12 protein-coding genes are annotated in these 19,034 nt (G+C 67.5%); 4 read left to right on the forward strand and 8 right to left on the reverse strand.

The genetic code is table 11. The features are described 5' to 3' along the window. Window positions 1-40: 40 nt before the first annotated feature. Together J2W78_RS21720 and J2W78_RS21725 are read right to left on the reverse strand one after the other, a co-directional pair. Window positions 41-1,102 (reverse strand): DUF1775 domain-containing protein, encoded by a 1,062-nt coding sequence (locus J2W78_RS21720; RefSeq protein WP_253373664.1) that lies wholly within the window; start codon window positions 1,100-1,102, stop codon window positions 41-43. 49 nt (window positions 1,103-1,151) lie between these two features. Next, entirely contained in the window at window positions 1,152-1,553 is a 402-nt protein-coding gene (locus tag J2W78_RS21725) for a hypothetical protein (protein ID WP_253373665.1), read from the reverse strand. A gap of 284 nt (window positions 1,554-1,837) precedes the next feature. On the opposite strand from J2W78_RS21725, the gene J2W78_RS21730 reads away from it, so the two are divergent. From J2W78_RS21730 to J2W78_RS21740, 3 genes are all read left to right on the forward strand, one after another. Continuing rightward, window positions 1,838-3,142 (forward strand): L,D-transpeptidase family protein, encoded by a 1,305-nt coding sequence (locus J2W78_RS21730; protein ID WP_253373666.1) that lies wholly within the window; start codon window positions 1,838-1,840, stop codon window positions 3,140-3,142. 335 nt (window positions 3,143-3,477) lie between these two features. Beyond that, the gene (locus J2W78_RS21735; protein ID WP_012752434.1) at window positions 3,478-4,041 is read left to right on the forward strand and encodes a sigma-70 family RNA polymerase sigma factor; all 564 of its coding nucleotides are present in this window, start codon (window positions 3,478-3,480) and stop codon (window positions 4,039-4,041) included. An 84-nt stretch (window positions 4,042-4,125) separates the two neighbouring features. After that, a complete protein-coding gene (locus J2W78_RS21740; RefSeq protein WP_253373667.1) occupies window positions 4,126-4,896 on the forward strand; it encodes an anti-sigma factor family protein in 771 nt (256 codons plus the stop codon). 301 nt (window positions 4,897-5,197) lie between these two features. On the opposite strand, the gene J2W78_RS21745 is transcribed toward J2W78_RS21740, so the two are convergent. Next, window positions 5,198-6,091 (reverse strand): class I SAM-dependent methyltransferase, encoded by an 894-nt coding sequence (locus tag J2W78_RS21745; RefSeq protein ID WP_253373668.1) that lies wholly within the window; start codon window positions 6,089-6,091, stop codon window positions 5,198-5,200. Between the two features lie 664 nt (window positions 6,092-6,755). Between J2W78_RS21745 and J2W78_RS21750 the strand changes: the two genes are divergently transcribed. After that, on the forward strand, window positions 6,756-10,592 hold the full coding sequence (locus J2W78_RS21750) for a glycosyltransferase (RefSeq protein ID WP_253373669.1): 3,837 nt from the start codon (window positions 6,756-6,758) through the stop codon (window positions 10,590-10,592). Window positions 10,593-11,293: 701 nt separating this feature from the next. On the opposite strand, the gene J2W78_RS21755 is transcribed toward J2W78_RS21750, so the two are convergent. The 5 genes from J2W78_RS21755 to J2W78_RS21775 all read right to left on the reverse strand — a co-directional run bounded on the left by J2W78_RS21755 (window position 11,294) and on the right by J2W78_RS21775 (window position 18,987). Further along, entirely contained in the window at window positions 11,294-13,201 is a 1,908-nt protein-coding gene (locus J2W78_RS21755; RefSeq protein WP_253373670.1) for a Hint domain-containing protein, read from the reverse strand. Window positions 13,202-13,438: 237 nt separating this feature from the next. Continuing rightward, the gene (locus J2W78_RS21760; RefSeq protein ID WP_253373671.1) at window positions 13,439-14,425 is read right to left on the reverse strand and encodes a FecR family protein; all 987 of its coding nucleotides are present in this window, start codon (window positions 14,423-14,425) and stop codon (window positions 13,439-13,441) included. 4 nt (window positions 14,426-14,429) lie between these two features. Beyond that, the gene (locus J2W78_RS21765) at window positions 14,430-14,945 is read right to left on the reverse strand and encodes a sigma-70 family RNA polymerase sigma factor (RefSeq protein WP_253373672.1); all 516 of its coding nucleotides are present in this window, start codon (window positions 14,943-14,945) and stop codon (window positions 14,430-14,432) included. Between the two features lie 539 nt (window positions 14,946-15,484). Beyond that, on the reverse strand, window positions 15,485-17,248 hold the full coding sequence (locus tag J2W78_RS21770) for an ABC transporter ATP-binding protein/permease (protein WP_253373673.1): 1,764 nt from the start codon (window positions 17,246-17,248) through the stop codon (window positions 15,485-15,487). Beyond that, complete coding sequence (locus tag J2W78_RS21775) at window positions 17,245-18,987, reverse strand: ABC transporter ATP-binding protein/permease (protein WP_253373674.1); 1,743 nt, start codon at window positions 18,985-18,987, stop codon at window positions 17,245-17,247. Before J2W78_RS21775 ends, J2W78_RS21770 begins: the two co-directional genes overlap by 4 nt. Window positions 18,988-19,034 lie beyond the last annotated feature (47 nt).

A 19,034-nucleotide genomic window follows, 5' to 3' on the forward strand; every position in this document is an offset into this window, starting at 1 on the left:
TTCTCCCGTAAGGCTCTTGCCCGCGCGGCGGTGTCGCCGGTCAGTGGTGGTGCTTGTGGCCGTCGGCCTCGGGTGCGGCGCCGCCGGGTCCTTGCGCGCCTGGTCCTTGCGCGCCGATCGGTGCCACGGTGAAGGTAACCGGCACCGTCCCGGCCCGTTCGAAGGTCAGCGTGCCCGCGACGGTCTCACCCGCCTTCAGCCCGTCCTTCAGGTCGAGGAACATCAGGTGGTAGCCGCCGGGCTTGAGCGCGACGCCGGCCCCCGGTGCGAGGGCGAGGCCGCCCTCGACGGGGGCCATCTTCATCACGCCGCCCTCCGTCGTCATCGAGTGGATCTCCGCCCGGCCCGCCTGGGGGATGGCGGCGCCGGTCAGCCGGTCGGGCTCGGTGCCGGTGTTGCGCAGGGTCACGTAGCCGCCGGCGACCCGCGCGCCGCCCGGCGTTGCCCGCAGCCAAGGGGTCTCGATCGCGATCGCTCCGGCCTTCGCGGCGGCGGTAGCCGGAGCCTGCGCCGCCGTTGCCTGGGCGGCCGTTCCCTGGGCCGCCGTGCCTCGGGCAGCGACGATCCGCACCGTCGGGGCCGGTGCCTTGAGGGCTTGCGCGCTCCCGTTCTCGGCCGGGACCTCGCTCCAGCGGTAGCTGCCCTCGGTGCAGTCCTGCTCGACGGGGAAGGTGATCGTCGCACCCGGGGCGAAGGCGTCGGAAATCCGGGCAAAGAACGTGAACTCGTCGATCTGCTCGTCCGGCAGGCTGCCGCCGCTCCACGTGATCCGGGTCACGCCCTCCGAGACCTGCCCGTGGAAGGACGGGTAGGACCGGGCATAGGCCGACTTGACGGTTTCGATCGTCCAGCCGGGCTTCGGCATCGGCTTGGCCCCGGTCACACCCTCGGGGATGGTGACGCTGACGCGGGTGGTCGGCCGGCCGTCGCAGCCGTGCATGATCTGGACGACACCGCGATAGGCGGCGTTGGGCGTGGCCTCCTTGCGCTCCAGCACGGCGTGGGCCGAGGCGGGCGAGACGAGGCCAAGGACGGCGCCTGGGCCGATCAGGACGAGCGGCAGGGCGGCGCGAAGAGGGGCGCTGAGGCAGAAGCGGGGCATGGGACGGTTCCGATTGTCTGACATCGAAGGATCGCGGGGATCGGGCGGGTCAGGCAGCCGGCGGGGCTCGGGCGTGGGCGAGGGTGAAGGGCGGCGGACGGGCGGCCCGGCGCTGGACCCCGGACCAGCCTGCGCGGGCAGCGTCCCGCTCGGGCCGCGCGGCCTCGGCGGAGACGGGAGGCGGGAGCGTGGCGGCCGGCGCGTGATGCGCGGCGGTGCAGCAGCCGGCGTAGCGCGAATCCGGGGCCGGAAGCCCGTCCTTCGCCGCCTCGGCGGAGACGGTTCCGTCCGCGATCGGTTGGCAGAGGACGGCGGGGGCCCCCGCGACGGGAAGGGCCGCGATGCCGCCGAGCAGGGCCTGGAGCACCAGCGCGTAGAGGGCGGCCACGGCGGTCAGCCCGCGCAGGACGCGCGGCGCTCCTCCGGTCCGGTCGCGGCGTGGGCTCGGCATGGGCACGAGCCTTACGCCGCTTCGCGCCGCTCCGGTAGGGGCCGGGTCGGCGCCATGCCGCCGCGCCCCGGCGAGGCCGCCCGGCGAGCGGCGCTGGACGCACTGCGTGCGCCCTCACACCCGGACGCCACAATATGGCCCGGAACGGCATGGCTTCTTAACCACGAGACCGCAACAACCGCGGCACGAGGACTTGGCCGAGACTTGGTTCTTCGACGCCTCGCGTTCGAACCCTGACTCCCGGCCGGATCCACCGACCGCACCTTCATCCAGAGCCCGGATCGATGCTGCAGAGCGCGCGCCACCCCCACTCCCGCCCCCTCGCTGCCGCCCTCGTGGCGGCAACGGTGCTCGCCGGCCCGGCGCTCGCCCGCGAGGGCGGCTTCGCCCAGGCCGAGTGGGCGCAGGACTATTCCTCGCCCACGACCATGCAGGTGCATCGGTCCTCGACGCCGATCCTCTCGCCCGACACCATCGCGGCGACCGAGGCGATGGCCGAGAAGTACCGCGCCATCGTCTCCCGCGGCAGCTGGCAGAACGTGACCGGCGCGGCCGGTCTTCGCGTCGGCTCCCGGGGGCCGGCGGTGGCGGCGGTGCGCCAGCGCCTGATCGTCACCGGCGACCTCGACGCCACGGCCGGCGGTGCAGGCGTCTACGATTCCTACGTCGCGGCCGGCGTGAAGCGTTTCCAGGCCCGGCACGGCCTGTCGCAGACCGGCCAGATGAGCCCGGCGACCCAGGCCGCGATGAACGTGCCCGCCGAGGTGCGCCTGCGCCAGCTCGAGACCAACGTGATCCGCCTGCGCTCCTATTCGGGCGATCTCGGCCGGCGCTTCGTCATCACCAACATCCCCGCCGCCCTGGTGCAGACGGTGGAGAACGGCCAGGTCGTGACGCTGCACGCCGCCGGCGTCGGCAAGATCGACCGCCAGTCGCCGATCATGAACACCAAGGCGACGCAGATCAATTTCAACCCGACCTGGACGGTCCCGGCCTCAATCGTGAGGAAGGACCTGATCCCGAAGATGCAGAAGGATCCGAACTACCTCACGGACAACAAGATCCGCATCCTCTCGGGGGGGCAGGAGATCTCGCCGCGCTCCGTGAACTGGAACTCGGACGAGGGCACCCGCTACACCTACCGCCAGGATTCCGGCGCCGACTTCAACTCCATGGGCGTGGTGCGCATCAACATTCCGAACGCGCACGGCGTGTTCATGCACGACACCAATTCCCGTGGCGTGTTCGGCGACGACTTCCGTTTCATCTCCTCGGGCTGCGTGCGCGTGCAGAACGTGCGCGAGTACATCACGTGGCTCTTGAAGGACACGCCCGGCTGGGACCGGACCCGCGTCGAGCAGGCGGTGGAAAGCGGCCAGCGCATCGATGCGACGCTGACTCAGCCCGTGCCGGTCTACTGGACATACATCACCGCCTGGGCGACCCCGGACGGCACGGTGCAGTTCCGCGACGACATCTACAAGCGTGACGGCGTGAATGTGCCCTCCACCATCGAGGCACCGACGCCGGTTGCCAGCGCCGCCTCGACCCGGCCCGAGGTGTACGAGCCGGGCGACGAGGAGAACTGAGCCTCCGCTCGTTCAACTCGATTTCTGATACGGTTTCCGCTTGATTCAAGTGGGGGCCGTGTCAGCAAGCCCGCGCGGCGCCTGTGCGACGTCCAAATCCGCTATCCCGAAGGGATCAACCGGATTTGGTGTGAGCGAACGCGAACAGCCCGGACCGGATCTCGCATCCGGTCCGGGCTGTTCGCGTTTCGAGGCGGCGGGTGGAGCTCTCGCCGCGAGGCTCCGTGCCCCGAAAACCACCCGGCTTCCAGGTCGCGCGAAATTTTTCAAAAAAAGAACGACGCGCCGGATTAAAGGCGTGCGCCAGTCGTCAGCAGGTTATGGTGGCCGACAGAATGCGCTCGAAACGCTCCGAAATCGTCGACCTGCTGGTGCCCTTGCGGCGCTACGCCCGGTCGCTCACGCGGGATTCGCTGAAGGCGGATGACCTCGTCCACGATACCATGGTTCGCGCCCTCGAATCGCGCGCGAACTTGAGACCGGATACCAACCTGCGCACCTGGATGATGACGGTGCTGCACAACGTCTTCATCGACGAGCAGCGCCGCAAGCGCGTCGAGGCCCGCCACGCCGATGTGCTGGTGCAGCTCTCCGACGACGTGGCCCCGCCGGCCCAAGAGGGGCAGGTGCGACTCATGCAGATCCGCAAGGCGTTCGAGGGACTTCCCGAAGAGCAGCGCGCCGCGCTCCATCTCGTGACCCTCGAAGGCATGGCCTACGCCGACGCAGCAGCCGTGCTCGGTATCCCGATCGGCACCCTGATGTCGCGGCTCGGCCGCGGCCGAGCAGCCCTGCGCGCCTTCGAGGAAGGCGGCCGCAAGGGCAAGGCCACCGCCGGCTCCTCCGACGATGGCCCAGACCGTGGACGCGCACATCTGCGCGTCGTCGGTGGGAATTGATGACCCTGTTGAGCCGTTAACAACAACGACACCGGGAAACGAAGAGGTTCGACGGTGGGCAAGCAGGGCAGTCGGAGTGGGCTGATGGTTGATCCGGTTACGGAAGCCGAACTCATCGCGTATGTCGATGGCGAACTCGAGCCGATGCGTCGCGTCGAGGTCGAGGCACATCTCGCGCGCAATCCCCAGGATGCGCTGCAGGTCATGGCCGACCTGCGCGACCGCGACGCCCTGCGCGAAGCCTTCCTGCCGGTGCCGAGCTTGCCGCCGGAGCGGCTGCGCTCCAGCGCTCGCCGGATCGACCGCGCCTTCGCGTGGCAGCGGGTTCGTTCCCGCCTGCGCCGGGCGGCGGCGGTCGTGGTCCTGGTCGGTGCGGGCTGGCTCGCCCATACCGAGAGCGGCAGCTTCGGCGTTCCCGGCTCCTTCGCCTCGCCGATCGATCCGTCCCTGGCCGAAGAGGCGAAGCAGGCCCGCGAGGCCGTGCAGATCCGCGCCCGCACGACCAGCCAGCCCATGGTCTCGGCCTACGACCCGGCCGACCTCGAAGCTGCGACCGGTGTCGACCTGCCGCCCCTGCCGAAAGGCTGGACCGTTCGTGACGTGCAGATCTTCCCGAGCCGGAACGGGACCGGAATCGAGGTCTCGATCCAGTCGGCCGAGATCGGCGAACTCGCCCTGTTCGCCAAGCACAGCAGCGGAGCGCCCCTATCCGAAGGGACGGAGCCGGTTGCACGCTCGAGCGACGGAACGACCGCCTACTGGCGGACCGGCGGCACGGCCTACGCCCTGAGCGGATCGCACGACAACCCGGCCCTGCACGCTGCCGCGGCACGTCTTGCCACGATTCGGAAGTAGGGACTGCCCGAACGCGGCCGTCGAGTTCCTCGATGGCGAGCGACCTTAGAATCAGCGCCGAGTGTTCCGTCTTGGATTGATCCAGGCCGAGACACTCGGCTTTCTTTTGGCTGTGGCAGCCGCATTGGGGGGGGGCTGGCCCATGCCCCCGAGGCGAGCCTCCTCCCGCGTGAGAGGCCGGCCGCTGGTGCTGTGACCCCAATCGATCGCCGGGAGTGTTCCGGTGCAGCGTTCGCCGCACGACCGGCTTGGTGATCGCGCTGATGCCTGTCCCAGGCGCGATGGGTCGGCGATAAGGCGTTCAGGTGGTTGCGAGCAGCCTTGCCGTGCGCTGCTGTCGCCTCAGGACTCCGCGCAGATGAGCGATGGCGCCCTCCTGCATGCCGCGTAACCTCTCCGGATCCGACTCGGCATCGCGGCGCATCGAGACGTAGAATTCGAACCCGCCCGGCTCCGTCGCGGCGATCTGATTCAGCACAAAGGGGAACAGACCGAGGCGCGCTGCCGCCTCGATGGCGTCGAGGAAGGAGAAGGGCGTGAACACCCAGCAATGACACGTCTGATAGCGGCCTGACGCAAGGGCTTCGCCGGCCTGCTTGTAGGCCAACGCCAGCGCAGCTTCGCCGCACAGCCGCGACGCCCGCGTCGGGTCCTCGCCCGCCCAGATTTCGCCGGGTTCGACGGCGCGTGCCTCGTAGGTGTGGGCGAAGATTTGGCGAAGACTCGGCCGTATGTAGCCCAGCAGATCCGCCTCAATCAGCTCGGCGACAGTGCTGTTGGCGCGGCCTGCATCGAACATGAAGCGCCGATCGGGCAGGGAAAGGTTGAGAACCCCGCCCGGCCTCAAAACGGCGTGGATGCCACGAAACCACCCGAGCAGGTTCGGTACGTACTGCGCGACCTGCGCGGCGATGGCGAAGTCGAGCCCCTCCTGCCCGATTGCTTCTACCAGTGAGCCCGAGCCTGCCCAGGCATAGTCGATCGGAACGGCATCCGGCAGCTCGGCCTGGGCGTCGGTGGCGTGATCGACGTACGCGACGCGGATGCCCGTGGGGAGCGCCGTCGGATTGTTCGCCGGTCCGAACTCGATGCCCCGTGCCTCGGGCAGCGGAACGTCGTGCGTGAGGCGGGCGAGGCGCCGGTCCATGGAACGATGGCTTAGGAACGCGTCCAGCGACAGGGAACCGGAATGCATGCCGTGGACGCCTCGCCTTTCAATCGATGGAACGGCCCGACGTTACCCGCCACGCCGACGCATGTGCAATCATTTGATGAAGGGCATCGCGAGCCTGGATGCCCAATCTCGTCTCCCGGTGGCAGGCCGTGCGCGCGGTTGAAGATCTACGCGAGCCGCTCGAGGCAAGATAGAGTTGCTGCGGGTTTCGGCAGCCTGCCTCATCGGTGGAAACAAGGGGGGGCTGTCCACGCCGTATCCGTCGGTACCGGGTGGCGGACCTGGGATGCGAGGAGAGGATTGCTCATGCTCGACCCTCCGGCTACTGCTGCGTTTGGTGCAGTGCGTGAGGCAGCATGCGGGGCCCGGCAATCCGACGTGGACGTCATGCAGAGCGGTATGGGCCAAGCGCCGAACTCCTCTCCGGTGGGCGGCCCTGCATCCTTGCCTGCAGTCTCGAATGACGCCGCAATCGATCTGATCGCCAGGTTTTTGCCTCTGCGCCGCTGCACTGCCAGAGGCCGGTTTTGCAGCCGAATCGCCATTCCGTCTTGGGCGATTGAATTGATGCCGGCCCGCAGATGCTGAGGCTGTGCCTGAGACGGAGGATCCGTCCACGATCACCCGAGACGTTCCGACTGAGCCGTGCACGAGGTTGCTGACATTGTTCAAGCGTAGCTTGCAAATGCTCTCGAAGCAGGTCGGAGCCAGGGCGATTTCCCGGCAATTCGACCTACGGATGTCCGAGGCAGGGAAGGGAGGAGGCTTCGATCACGTCTTCTACCGCCGGTACTATCCCGACCTCGCGATCCTCGGGGATGAGAGCAAAGTTCTCAAGCAGCACTACCTCAAGCATGGTCGGGCCGAAGGCCGCTCCCCGAACGCCGCCGCTCTGGTCGCCGCTCTCGAAGCCGAATGGGGAGCGTTACCGGGCGATTTCGTCCCCGAGCATTACCGTGCACTCTACGACGATCTGGCCGGCCTGACCGAACCGTGGCAGCTCAGCGAGCATTATCTACGCTTCGGACGGTTCGAGGGGCGTGCTCACGGGGCCGATCTATCGGCCTTCGAGCAGGAATACGAGCGCATGCTCGCTGCCGGCACGGCCTTGAACGGGCGCCGCCCCGCCGAAAGCTTCGTCCATCTTCTGGTCGCCGCCCGGGTTTTGCCGGGAGCGTGGCTCGACCTCTTCGTGCTCCATGAATTCGCCTTGCTGAACGAGGGGTGGCTGACGCACCCGCCCGCCTCCCGCATGGAAGGGCTGGTCGCCTTCCTCACGGAGGGGGTGGAGCGGCTCGTCCCGATTTCGATGCGCCTGCGCTTCGATCCCAATTTCTACCGCTCGAACAACCCGGATGCTTCGACCGGCACCAGCGATGCAGATCTTTACCGTCACTGGCTCGGCAAGGGTATCCGGAAGGGCGAGCCTGCGAGCGAGGCCGCGGCGCTGGTCCAGCTCATCGGGGAGGAACGCTTTCCCGAGAGCTTCGACGAGACGGCCTACCGCTCTCTGTTGACCGAGGGGGTTGCGCCGCCGCCGGCCGGGCGGCTGAATGCCCTGCGGCATTTCATCGATACGGGCTTTCAGCTCTGGGAGCTGGAAGCCGTGCGGCAAGCCTGCTCGGCCCAACTGCTCGAGCGGATCGGCGAGTACCATCTTTCCCGTGGCAACGCGATCGCGGCCAAAGAGGCGTTCGATCGGGCGCTCAAGGCCGGCCTCGTCTCCGGCCGCCTCCATCATCGGCGCGGCGACACGCTTCTCAGGCTCAACCGCACCACCGATGCTGCGCGCGCCTTCGTGAATGCGGCGGACGTGCCGGGCGCCGTCGTGTGGAGCCACATCCACGCCATCGACGGCCTGCTCGCGCGGCCGGACAACGTACCGGAGGCGCTCGACCGCGTCCGGCGCTCGGCCGCGGATTGGCATGCCAATCCGCATTGGCGCGCTGCCGCGCACCGCGCCATGGTGGCATCCTTCGCCCGCGTCAGCGAGGAGGCGAGGGCCGACTACGCCGCCGGCCGGCGGAAGGAAGCGGACGATCGCCTCACAGCCTGCCTCGACCAGATCGAGAGCCTGATCGCGGCGGTCGATCCGCTGCCGGCACCGCTTGCCGTTCCGGCGAACGGACATATCGTCATCGTCGCCAACCGCGACCTTCCGCAATGCGATCATTATCGCGTCGTGCAGAAGATCCAGCAGCTCGAGCATGGCGGCTGGACGGTCGAGGTCTTCAAACAGGATGAGGCCGCCGATTGTCGGCCGGCCCTCGACAGGGCATCGGCGGTAATCTTCTACCGCGTGGCAGCCTTTCCCGGCGTCCTGCACGCGATCCTCTACGCGCGCGGCCTCGGCCTGCCGACGATCTATGAGATCGACGACATCGTCTTCGATGCGGCCCTGTTCCCGGATCCCCTGGAGAGCTTCGAGGGGCAGATCACGCCCAAGCAATATGTCGATCTGCAATACGGCGTGCCGCTGTTCCGCTACGCCATGCAGGCCTGCGACATCGGCCTCGCCTCCACGCCGGCGCTGGCCGAGCGGATGCGCCCGCTCGTCCGCTCAGGGGTCTGCCACGTCCTGCGCAACGGCCTCGACACGCGAAACCTTCCCTTCCTGCGGCGCCCCCACGCGCCCGTTTCGACCGCGGCGCTGACGATCTTCTACGGATCGGGCACGCGGGCGCATAACAAGGATTTCAACGACTTCGCCGCGCCTGCGCTTCTCGCCATGATGGAGCGGCATCCGCATGTCCGGCTCGTGATCGCCGGCTATCTGCGCCTTGGTCCGGGCTTCCGGCGGTTCGCTCATCGTGTGCGACAGCTCGGCTTCACCGACGACGTTTCTGCCTATTGGGAGGCGCTCTCGGGGGCGGATATCAACCTCGCGGTTCTCGCGCCCGGCCCGTTTGCGGATGCCAAGAGCGAGATCAAGTGGCTGGAGGCCGCCATGTGCGGCATCCCCTCGATCGTCAGCGCGACGCGCACCTACCGGGAGATCCTGATCGATCGGCAGGACGTCCTTCTGGCCGAAACGGTTCAGGATTGGACGAAAGCGCTCGCCACGCTGATCGACGATCCGGCCTTGCGCCGAAAGATCGGGGATCGGGCGCGAGACAAGGCGTTGGCGTCCTATGGCCTCGATGCAGCCGCCGAGGTCCTCGGAGGAATCCTCCCTGCTCCACCTCAGAGGGTTCGACGGTCGGCCGATACGGCGTCGGATGCCCGCGAAACCTCCGCCGAGGCATGGGCTGATCTTGCTGCCGGGGATGCGGGTCCGTCGGCTGCCGCTGCGCGATCCGTGATGCGAAAGCGCCGCGAGGGACGGCCGCGCATCCTAGTGGTCAACGTCTTCTTCCCGCCTCAGACCGTCGGGGGCGCCACCCGGGTCGTGCGCGACAACATCGACCACATCCTCGATCATGCCGCGGACCGGTTCGAACTCGCGGTGGCGGCCTCTGATATGGAAGTCGAGCCTCCCTACCGGACCCGCATCGATGCCTACCGCGGCATCCCCGTCTTCCGCATCGCCACGCCGCGCGAGCGGAACATGGACTGGCGCCCGTTCAACCCGAGCGTCCGCCTGGAATTCGAGGCATTGCTCGACCGCTTCGAGCCCGATCTCGTCCATGTCCACTGCGTGCAGCAATTGACCGCCAGCGTGGTCGAGGCGGTGCGCGCCAGAGGAATTCCTTACGTCGTCACCGTCCACGACGCGTGGTGGATCTCCGACTTCCAGTTCCTCATCGACGAGGACGGGCTGGTGCAGATGCCGTCGCCCGACCTTCTCGCCGATGCGACGAGCCGCTCCGTCACCCCGACCGGCTCCATCGCGCGCCGCCGCGGGCTGGCGCGGGTGCTCGACGCGGCGGCGGCCATCGCCGCGGTGTCGGAATCCTTTGCCGACATCTATCGCAAGGCCGGCTTCCCCCAGACGATCGCGATCCCGAACGGCGTCTCGCCGTTGACGCCGAGCGCACGGCGCGAGAACTCGTCGGGCCGCGTGCGCCTCGGTCATATCGGTGGCCGCACCGCGCATAAGGGCGCGATCCTGATCGAGGCGATCTTGCGGTCGGGCCGGTTCGAGAACCTCAGCCTGACCCTCGTCGATCACGCCCTGGCGACCGACTACGTCAGCGAGGAGACCTGGGGCGTGACCTCCGTCCGGATCGTCGGCAAGGTGCCGCAGGAGCAGATCGGCGAACTCTATGCCGACATGGATGTGCTGCTCGCTCCTTCACTCTGGCCCGAGAGTTTCGGGCTGGTGACGCGGGAGGCGCGGGCCGCGGGGCTGTGGGTCGTGGCAAGCGATCTGGGCGCGATCGGCGAGGATATCGACGAAGGCGTCAACGGCTTCCGGGTCGATGTCGGATCTCCGGACGGGCTGCGCGCGGTGTTCCAGCGGATCGATGCCGATCCCGAGCGGTTCCGTGCGAGCCCACCGCAACCGGCGCACCCGTCCCGGACGGCCGCGGATCAAGGTGAGGATCTGATCGCTCTCTACGACAGGCTGCTCGCGCCGTAGGGTGACGCGGCATCCGCTTCGCAGACCGGGGACGACCGCTCGCACTTCGTGAAACCAGCGGCACTCCGGCCAGGACGTCTCTTGTGGGCGAGACGGCAGGAGCGGATGCGGTACGGCCGTCGCCCGCCGCGAGGGCTGCATCGAACCGCGTCTGTACGGGGCGCGCGAGCGTGTCGAATGCCGCCGCCTCATCGGGCATTGAGATGTGATGGTTCTCCATCGGTATGTGCCGTCATCGGTCCCCCCGCACGCGCCACGAAACCCGTCCGGATGTCCGCTATGCGGCAAGTAAGGGGCGTTGCTTCCGGCCGGAACCGATTCTGGCCTTCCCCGGTGCGGCGGCTTGCCCGTCGCAACCGGGAAGGCCTTCACGTCGCTTAGCTTGAACGCGACCCTCTGTCAGAACGGGCTCGTTGCGAGCTCTTCCTTTGGTGCCCGGCCTCGTCGAGATCCGGAGCGACTTCGCCCCCGTGACCCGCGGCGCGGGGATCCGCTCGTCATCGCTCTCGGCAATCGGCGATGAACCCAGGGTGTCCGTCCCCGCGCGCCCGCCGCACACAGCCCGGCCCGGACAAGGAGGCCGGCTTCGTCCTCCTGTCCGTCCTCAGTATCCTCGCTGTGGTGCGCGCGATCCTGGCCGGCGTGCTGCAGCTCAGCCGGCGATGCTGTGCGACTGCTCGAAGCGGACTGGCACGGGGCTCTTACATGGCGATCCAGGGGTATGCCTCATCCCAACCGCACTGGGTGTTCAAGCTGCTGGCGAAGACGGCCGCGAGGCGCAACCGCTCCGCTTCGACGGCCGGGCCGCCCACCATCACCGGGCGGCAGCGGCCCTTCATTTCCGGCGTGTTGAAATCCGGATCGAGCAGCGCAGAATCCTCGCCCGAGAACCAGGGGCGCGTCCCGAGATCGATGTAGCTTTCGGCCGGCAGACCTTCGGCGAGGAGGATGTCGTGAGCGTCGAGTTCGACGTGCCAGTAGGTGATCCGTTCGGTCGGAACGCGGGTGATCGACGTGCCATTGATCAGGCACATCACCGGGACGAGCACGCCGCCGCAATGGTCACCGTCCGCCCCGATCAGCACCGGATGGCCCGGTGAGAGCGTCAGGTCGCGCACGGGCAGGGAGCGCCCGCCACGGCCAGGGCCGAAGGCGCCGGCCCGTATGCGCACCGGCCACTGCTCCGACGGCGCGGCGCATTCGGCCGGCACGATCTCTCGCCGGCCGATCCAACGGATCGGGCGGCGCCCGCCCGTCGCCGTCACCGCCACTTCGCCGACCCGCAGCGCCTCGACCGGAACCTCCAGCTCGTGGGCGTCACGAACCACGCGGAACCGCGTCCCGGTCGTGAAGCAGACGGGGGTGGCGAACGCGATGTTCTGAACGTTCGTTAGGGTATCGACGGCACCTGTCACCCGATCCGTGACGATTGCGGCGTTCGCCGTCGTCCGGACGACGGTGTAGTCGGTCTCGGCCCCGGCAAAGACGACCGTGTTGGTGCCGCCGCCGCCGTCGATCCGGTTGCTGTTGGCGTTGCTGTAGATGGTGTCGTTGCCCGCGCCGCCGATCGCCGTATCGATCTGCGTGTTGTGGGCGATGCCGATGTTGTTGACGAAGCCGCCTGCGGAACTGAAGGTTCCGGCGTTGAGGTTGATCGTCGAATCGGACCCATACCCGGAAAGATCTAAAGTATTTCCGGCCCCCGCATTGTAAATCGTAACGAAGGGCGTGGTGTTGTAGGAAAAATCGTAATAGTCCTTTGATGTTCCGGTGATATTCGTATTGAAGCCATATGTTTGGCCTCCGGAAAAGGTCGACGTCTTGGATGCGCCGTAGAGCCGCTGCATCGCCGCGATATCCAGCATCATCGGCGTTTGAGCTTCGCTCCAGTTGCTGCCCGTGACGGGGTTTTGCGAATAAAAAGGCGTGCTGGTGTTGTCGGCGGTGAAGTATGACATGACAGACCATTGCTGGCTGTCGAAGGCATTGAGTTGATTGGCCGCTTCTACGCCCGCATTGTAGGGGCCCGCATGGCCCAATCCCAGCATATGGCCGAGTTCATGCGTGACCGTGCTGACGCCGCGCGTCGTGAAGTCACCGAGAACACCGAAGCCCTGGTTGTCGTTCGGAATGTTGACGTTCGCCGAATAGCCCAACTGGTTCGTGGCCGGGGTGAGGACCGAGGGAATGTCGGTCGTGCCCGGGGTCGTCCGCAGCGAGCCCGGAGATGTGGTGACAGCGCCTCTGGCCGCATCGGTATCCAGCACCAGATTGGTGTTGGATGAAAGCGGGACTTCCTTGAAGCTGATGTCAGCGATATCGGCCCAGAGATTGAGTCCGTCGCGATAGGCTGCCTGGGCCGAGGCAGACACGCCCGGCTCGAACGAGTAGGTGACGACACCGCCGGGCGTCCCCGCCTTGCTGCTGGCGCTGAGGGTGTTGCCGTCGGAGTCGTTGTTCCATTTGTTGACGAAGCTGCGGTCGGTCCAATAGGTCGGCGGATCGTTCCGACGCCAATTCCGCCAGGCGAACGAGGCGATGGCCCCATTCTCATCGACACCCGCGAGGTAAGTCACAGCTGTCCGTTGCTCGTCCGTCAGCGTCGCCATCGCAGCCCCGGCCCTTTTCTAGAACGCCCCGACGCCCAGCCGCAGTCGAGGTTCGTGCTCCTTCTGTGTGACGAGACGGAAAAGTTGGCAGTCCCGGCCGGCGTCTTTCGATGGGCGGCGGACGCGTGATCGATCCGGTGGGCCTCCTCCGGGCCGCCCGCGGCATGGGTTCGAGACCTGCGTTCGGGAGAGCCGGCCGGCAGCGCTTCGATCGACCTTCGTCGAAGGCCGTCCTTCTCAGGTCGAGGACTCGATCGTTATCCAGATGCCGGCGGTCTGCGTCATCTTCGAACCGATCGAGCGAGCCAGCGTGTCCAGGGCGGCGACGGGGTCGAAGAAATTGAACACGCCGGTCGCGCGCCGGTCCCTCACCTCCGGACTCAGCCTGATGAAGCCGGCGTAGTAGGGACGGATCTGTTCGACGATGTTGGCGACGGACTCGTCGTCGATGACGGCGAGTCCGGTCGTCCACGAAGCTTCCGCCTCGGCATCGACCTTGCTGCGGGAAAGCCCGGCGCCATCGAGGGTGAGGCGCTCGCTCGTCCAGATCTTGAGCCGCTGCCCTTCCCCCTGGAGGGTGCCGCTGCCTTTCAGGCCGGTGACGGCCAAGCGCCCGTCGCGCCGGTCGAGAACGAAGCTGCCGGCCGACGCATCGAGGTGGAACGCGCCCAGATCGACCACGAACGGGCGGCTGTCGCGCTCGGACACATCGAGCATCATCCGGCCGTTGAAGAATTCGAGCCGCCGCTCCTCCGGCGACAGTGCGACGTTGATCGAGGAGCGCGGTGCCAACACGACCTTGCTGCCGTCGGCGAGTTCGAAGCGGTCGTGCTCCGCCGTGCGGGTGTATCGATCGCTGAAGAGATCCTGCAGCGGTACGAAACGTTGCAGCGAAGCCGCGCCGATGCCACCTGCCGCGATGAGGCCGACCAAACCGCCCAGGACCGACCTGCGGTCGCGCTGTGCCGTCTGGCCATGGATCTGGGAGACCGTGCCGCGGGGAAGCCCCGAGCGGGCCAGGATGTCGAAGGGCTGAAGGCCGCCCGACATGCGGTTCCAGGCTTCGGCGTTGGCGGGACTGGCATTGCGCCAGCGGTCGAATTCGCGAAGCTGACGCTCGGTCATGTGTCCGGAACTCACGGCGACCATCCACTTGATGGCCGAGCGCCCGCTATCGTCGATCCGGGGATCGTCGATGTCGTCCTGCCGCCTGGCTTTCGCCATTCCGTCAGCTTTCCATTTTTGCCAAATAGACGGCGGAAAATCCCTGGGTCATGTACTTGCTCACGGCGCTGAGCGAAACATTGAGTTCCCGGGCGATGTCCTTGTTCGCCATACCATCGATCTGGCTCATCAGGAACGCGGACCGTGCGCGGGGCGACAGCTTGGCGAGCACCAGATCGATCTTCTGAAGCGCCTGAATGATGATGAGGCGATCCTCCGGGGAGACATCCACGGCCTCCGGGATCGCCATGAGCGCATCCTCGTAGGCATTCTGAAGCTTCTTGCGACGGCGGGCATCGAAAATGATCCGCTTGGCGATCGTGGTCATCATGGCGCGGGGTTCGCGCACACTGGCCACGTTCGGCAGCGTCAAAAGCGACAGGAAGACGTCCGAGACGATATCTTCAGGGGCATGGACCGTCCAGGGCTGGCGCGACAACCAAGATCCGAGCCAGGAAGAATGCTCCCGAAACAAGGTCTCGATCAGTTTGGAGTCCCGACCAACAGCAACGCTTGCCATCCAACGCCCCCGCGCTTGAAGTCCGTCCCGCGCCGCAAGGGCGAAGGCGAACCGACATTCTGTTTTAAGCTGCCCGCATGCGCTATGCGGAAGCAGATTGGTTCTTGGTTCGTGAGTCAGCTCGGTTCGGATTTATACTTTATTTCACGTTTAAACTTGCCAAAGAACACCGCTCGCATAGGCTTTCCTTTCTGCGATTGGCGCCAGCACAGACGATCACCCCTTCCTGGCATCCCGACTGCATGATGAGATGCTTCCCCAGGCTCCATGCAGCCCGCGTGCCAACATATGACATGATTGTCATTTTTCACAATCGATGCCGGAGAAATCCAAGGCATTTTTGTCCGAACATGTCGGCCGATCGCAGATGAGGCCGCGTTGGCGAAACAACGCGGCCTGCGCCGAAGGGAATTACTCGGGCTGCACCTGAAGACTAAGTTGCCGTCGCACGCAAAACCGGCGACGCCTCCCGATCTTAGATCGGGCAGGCATCGGCAGGAGGGGCTGCAGCCGCCCTTGCAGCCGGGTCGGTGCCGGACTTATCGCTGGCGGGACGCGGTCGGCACCGGCGTCAGCGCCCAATCGCCGCCGGGCTTCAGGGTCAGCATCCGGGCATGGTGCTTCAGGATGCCTGCGCGGTGCCCGACGCTCACGAAGCGTGCGCCCGTCGCGGCCAGGGTGGCGTAGAGATGCGCCTCGGTCGCGCCGTCCACCGCGCTCGTGGCCTCGTCGAGGAGGACGAAACGCGGCCTTGCGATCAGCACGCGCGCGAAGGCGAGCCGCTGCTGCTCGCCCAGCGACAGGATCTGCCCCCAATCCTTGACCGTCGAGAGGCCGCCATGGATTGCCGCAAGATCGGGCAGGCGCACGGCCGTCAGCGCCTCGAGCAGCACGGCATCGGGCACGTCGCCCCCGTGCGGGTAGAGCAGTTGCGTCCGTAGGTCCGCCAGCGTCACGTAGGGCCGTTGCGGCAAAAATAGGCAATCTGCGGCGGGCGGCATCACCACGCGACCGGCGCCCCGGGTCCACAGCCCCGCCATGACGCGCAGCAGCGAACTCTTCCCGACCCCGGTCCGCCCGACGATGACGAGGTTCTCGCCCGGCGTCATCGTCAGGTTCAGGGCCTGCACGAGCCGTTGCTCGCCCCCCGGCGTTTCGAGGCTGACATCGTCGAGTGCGACGGTGTCGGCGCGACGCTCGATCACGATCCGCCGGCCCGCGCCCGCCGCCTGCTCCGCCTCGACCGCGTCGAAGCGCTCGACGATCTGCGCGATTCGTACAGCGTGCGGGGCGACCCCGGAGAGGGGCGCGAGGATGCCGAGCAGCGCGACCGCCGTGGCGGCGACCGAGGTCGAGACCGCGATGCCCTGTGTCAAGGTGCCGAAGTCGATCTCGCCGGCGAACAGCCGGGGCGCCAGGACGAGGTAGGGGATCGCCACCCAGACGATACCGAACAACAGCGGCGCCATATCGGTCACCGCCCGCCGGAACAGCGTAACGATGATCTCCCGGCGCACCACGGCATCCACCTGCCCGTGCAGCCGGCCCCTCTCGGCCGGCTCGCCCTCGTAGAAGGCGATCGCCTCGGCATTGGCGTGAACATGGGCGAGGCCGTAGCGGAGGTTGCCGGCGGCCATCGCCGCCGCGTAGCGCAGGCGCACGAGGGGCACGTAGCCGAGATAGGTCGCCACGCTCTGCGCCAGGCTGACCGCGACGACGACCAGCGCCAGTCGGCCGTCGATCGAGCCGAGCACCGCGCTGCCCGCGACCAGAGCGCCGACCGAGCCGACGACCTGCATGGGAAGGCCGAAGAACAGGAACACGACCGTCGCGAGACTCTCCTGGATGCGCTGGTCCGGGTTGTCGAGCCCACCGCGCTGGGCGATGTCGTAGTAGACGCGCCCCGCAAGGTAGCGCCCCGCGATCCAATCGGTCAGCCAGATCCGCCAGCCCTTGGTGATCCAGGCGGTGACGATCATCGCGAGCCCGGCTACCAGGATCTCGCCGAGGAAGAACGCCGCGTAGACGAGAAACTTCCACCGGAACGTGTCCCAGTCGCGGCCCGTCAGCGCGTTGGTCATGTCCTTCAGGACATAGGACGAGCCCAGGCTCAGCGCCGTGACCAGCGCCGTCTGGCCGAGGATCGCGGCCATGCCGATCCAGTAGGGCCAGGCGTCCCGGCGCGTCCAGAACGGCACGAAGAAGCGTGCGATGCGCCGCAGGAGCAGGAGGTCGATCCCAAGGTCCGCCTTCCGGGCGGAGGACGACACCGATGGGTCGAAGTGCGGAGTGTCCTCGCTCATGGCGCCTCCGCCGGCTCGGCCGAACGCACCGCCACCGGCGACAGCGTCCAGTGCCCACCGGGCTTGAGCGTGAGGATGTGGGTGTGGTGTGCGACGATGCCGAGCCGGTGTCCGACGCTGATGTAGCTCGCCCCGCTCCGTGCCATCAGTGCGTAGAGCTGCTCCTCCGTCGCCGGATCGAGGGCGCTCGTGGCCTCGTCGAGGAAGACGAAGCCGGGCCGGGCGACCAGGGCGCGGGCGAAGGCAACCCGCTGCTGCTCGCCCCCCGAAAGGGTCTGGGACCAGTCCCGCACCGCCGAGAGGCCGCCATGGGTCGCGGCGAGGTTGGGCAGGCGCACCGCTTCGAGGATGTCGAGCAGCGCGTCGTCGGACATCTCGCCCCCGTGCGGGTAGAGCAGTTGCGCACGCAGCGTCCCGCCGGTGAAGTAGGGGCGCTGGGGCAGGAACAGGGTATCGCCGGCCGGCGGCATGGCGATGTCGCCCCGGCCCCGGCTCCACAGGCCCGCCATGGCGCGCAGGAGCGAACTCTTGCCGACCCCCGTCTCACCGACGATCACGAGGCTTTCCCCCCGCCCGACCGTGAGGTTCAGGCTCTGCACGAGGCGGCGCACCCCGTCGGGCGTCTCCAGCGAGAGGTTCTCGACCGCTACCCGGTCACTGTCGCGGCGCATCGCGATCCGCGGCACGCCGGACTGCGCCCGCTCGCGGGCCATCGCGTCGAACCGTTCCTGGAGCGGTGCGAGCCGGGCGACCCGGACGGCGAGTTCGCCGCACGAGGACACGATCAGCGACAGCGTGTCGATGACGCCGCGCATCATCAGGGTGATCGCCGTGGCCTGGGCGAGATCGCCGTAGCTCATCTCGCCGCCCGCCACCCGTCCGCCGAGGACGAGGTAGGGCAGGGCCATCCAGGCGAAGACGAGGGCGGCGTGCACCGTCAGGAACACGAGCGCCTGGAACCGGTCGAGCCGGAAGCGCCGGTCGGCCGCTGCCCCGGTGCGGTCCATCACCGCCCGCTTCTCCACCGCCTCGCCGCCGTAGAAGGCGATCGCCTCGGCATGGTCGCGGATATGGACGAGGTCTCGGCGCAGGTCGCCCTCCGCCACCTGCACGGCGACTTGGCGCCGGACGATCGGCGGGATGGTGAGGGCGGTGGCGCCGACCTGCACGAGCCCGAGCAGGGGGACCACGACGAGGAAGCGCGGGTCGATGGAGATGAATACGGCGATCGCCCCGCCGAGCCGGGCGATGACGCCGACCGTCCATTGCAGCATCTGGATCAAGTGCTCGATGAAGGGGCGGACACTGTCGGCGATGCGCTGGTCGGGATTGTCGAGGCCGCCCTGAAGACTGACGTCGTAGTAGGCGCGCCGGGCCAGATACTGATCGATCACGTGCCGGCTCAGCCACCGGCACCACGCCGCCTCGACGAAGGCATCGACGATGAAGCGTGCCTGCGGCACCAGCATCTTGGCGGCATAGACCAGCAGGTAGGCGGTCAGCGCCGCCTCGAACGCGGCGCCGTCACGGCCCAGCAGGGCATTCGTGGCGTCCTTCAGCAGGGCCGCCGAGCGCACGACCAGATAGGACAGCAGCACGCCCTGGCTCAGCAGCACCGCGAGCCCGATCCACGCCGGCCACGATTGCGGCCGGCGCCAGAACGGCCATGTCAGCCGCGCGATGCGGCGGAAAAGGCGGGCGTTGATGTGATGGTCGGCCATGATCTGACCAGCTGCCATTGCGGTCCAATGGTGGCGGAACGGCAAGTTCAGCCGGAACGATTTAT

The organism is Methylorubrum extorquens (assembly GCF_024169925.1).
In the GTDB taxonomy this organism is placed as follows: domain Bacteria; phylum Pseudomonadota; class Alphaproteobacteria; order Rhizobiales; family Beijerinckiaceae; genus Methylobacterium; species Methylobacterium extorquens_A.

What these genes read in the sequence shown, in the direction of transcription:
- J2W78_RS21720 (WP_253373664.1), bottom strand. Translation starts at nt 1,102, where the DNA reads ATGCCCCGCTTCTGCCTCAGCGCCCCTCTTCGCGCCGCCCTGCCGCTC.
- J2W78_RS21725 (WP_253373665.1), bottom strand. Translation starts at nt 1,553, where the DNA reads ATGCCGAGCCCACGCCGCGACCGGACCGGAGGAGCGCCGCGCGTCCTG.
- J2W78_RS21730 (WP_253373666.1), top strand. Translation starts at nt 1,838, where the DNA reads ATGCTGCAGAGCGCGCGCCACCCCCACTCCCGCCCCCTCGCTGCCGCC.
- J2W78_RS21735 (WP_012752434.1), top strand. Translation starts at nt 3,478, where the DNA reads ATGCGCTCGAAACGCTCCGAAATCGTCGACCTGCTGGTGCCCTTGCGG.
- J2W78_RS21740 (WP_253373667.1), top strand. Translation starts at nt 4,126, where the DNA reads ATGGTTGATCCGGTTACGGAAGCCGAACTCATCGCGTATGTCGATGGC.
- J2W78_RS21745 (WP_253373668.1), bottom strand. Translation starts at nt 6,091, where the DNA reads ATGCATTCCGGTTCCCTGTCGCTGGACGCGTTCCTAAGCCATCGTTCC.
- J2W78_RS21750 (WP_253373669.1), top strand. Translation starts at nt 6,756, where the DNA reads ATGCTCTCGAAGCAGGTCGGAGCCAGGGCGATTTCCCGGCAATTCGAC.
- J2W78_RS21755 (WP_253373670.1), bottom strand. Translation starts at nt 13,201, where the DNA reads ATGGCGACGCTGACGGACGAGCAACGGACAGCTGTGACTTACCTCGCG.
- J2W78_RS21760 (WP_253373671.1), bottom strand. Translation starts at nt 14,425, where the DNA reads ATGGCGAAAGCCAGGCGGCAGGACGACATCGACGATCCCCGGATCGAC.
- J2W78_RS21765 (WP_253373672.1), bottom strand. Translation starts at nt 14,945, where the DNA reads ATGGCAAGCGTTGCTGTTGGTCGGGACTCCAAACTGATCGAGACCTTG.
- J2W78_RS21770 (WP_253373673.1), bottom strand. Translation starts at nt 17,248, where the DNA reads ATGAGCGAGGACACTCCGCACTTCGACCCATCGGTGTCGTCCTCCGCC.
- J2W78_RS21775 (WP_253373674.1), bottom strand. Translation starts at nt 18,987, where the DNA reads ATGGCAGCTGGTCAGATCATGGCCGACCATCACATCAACGCCCGCCTT.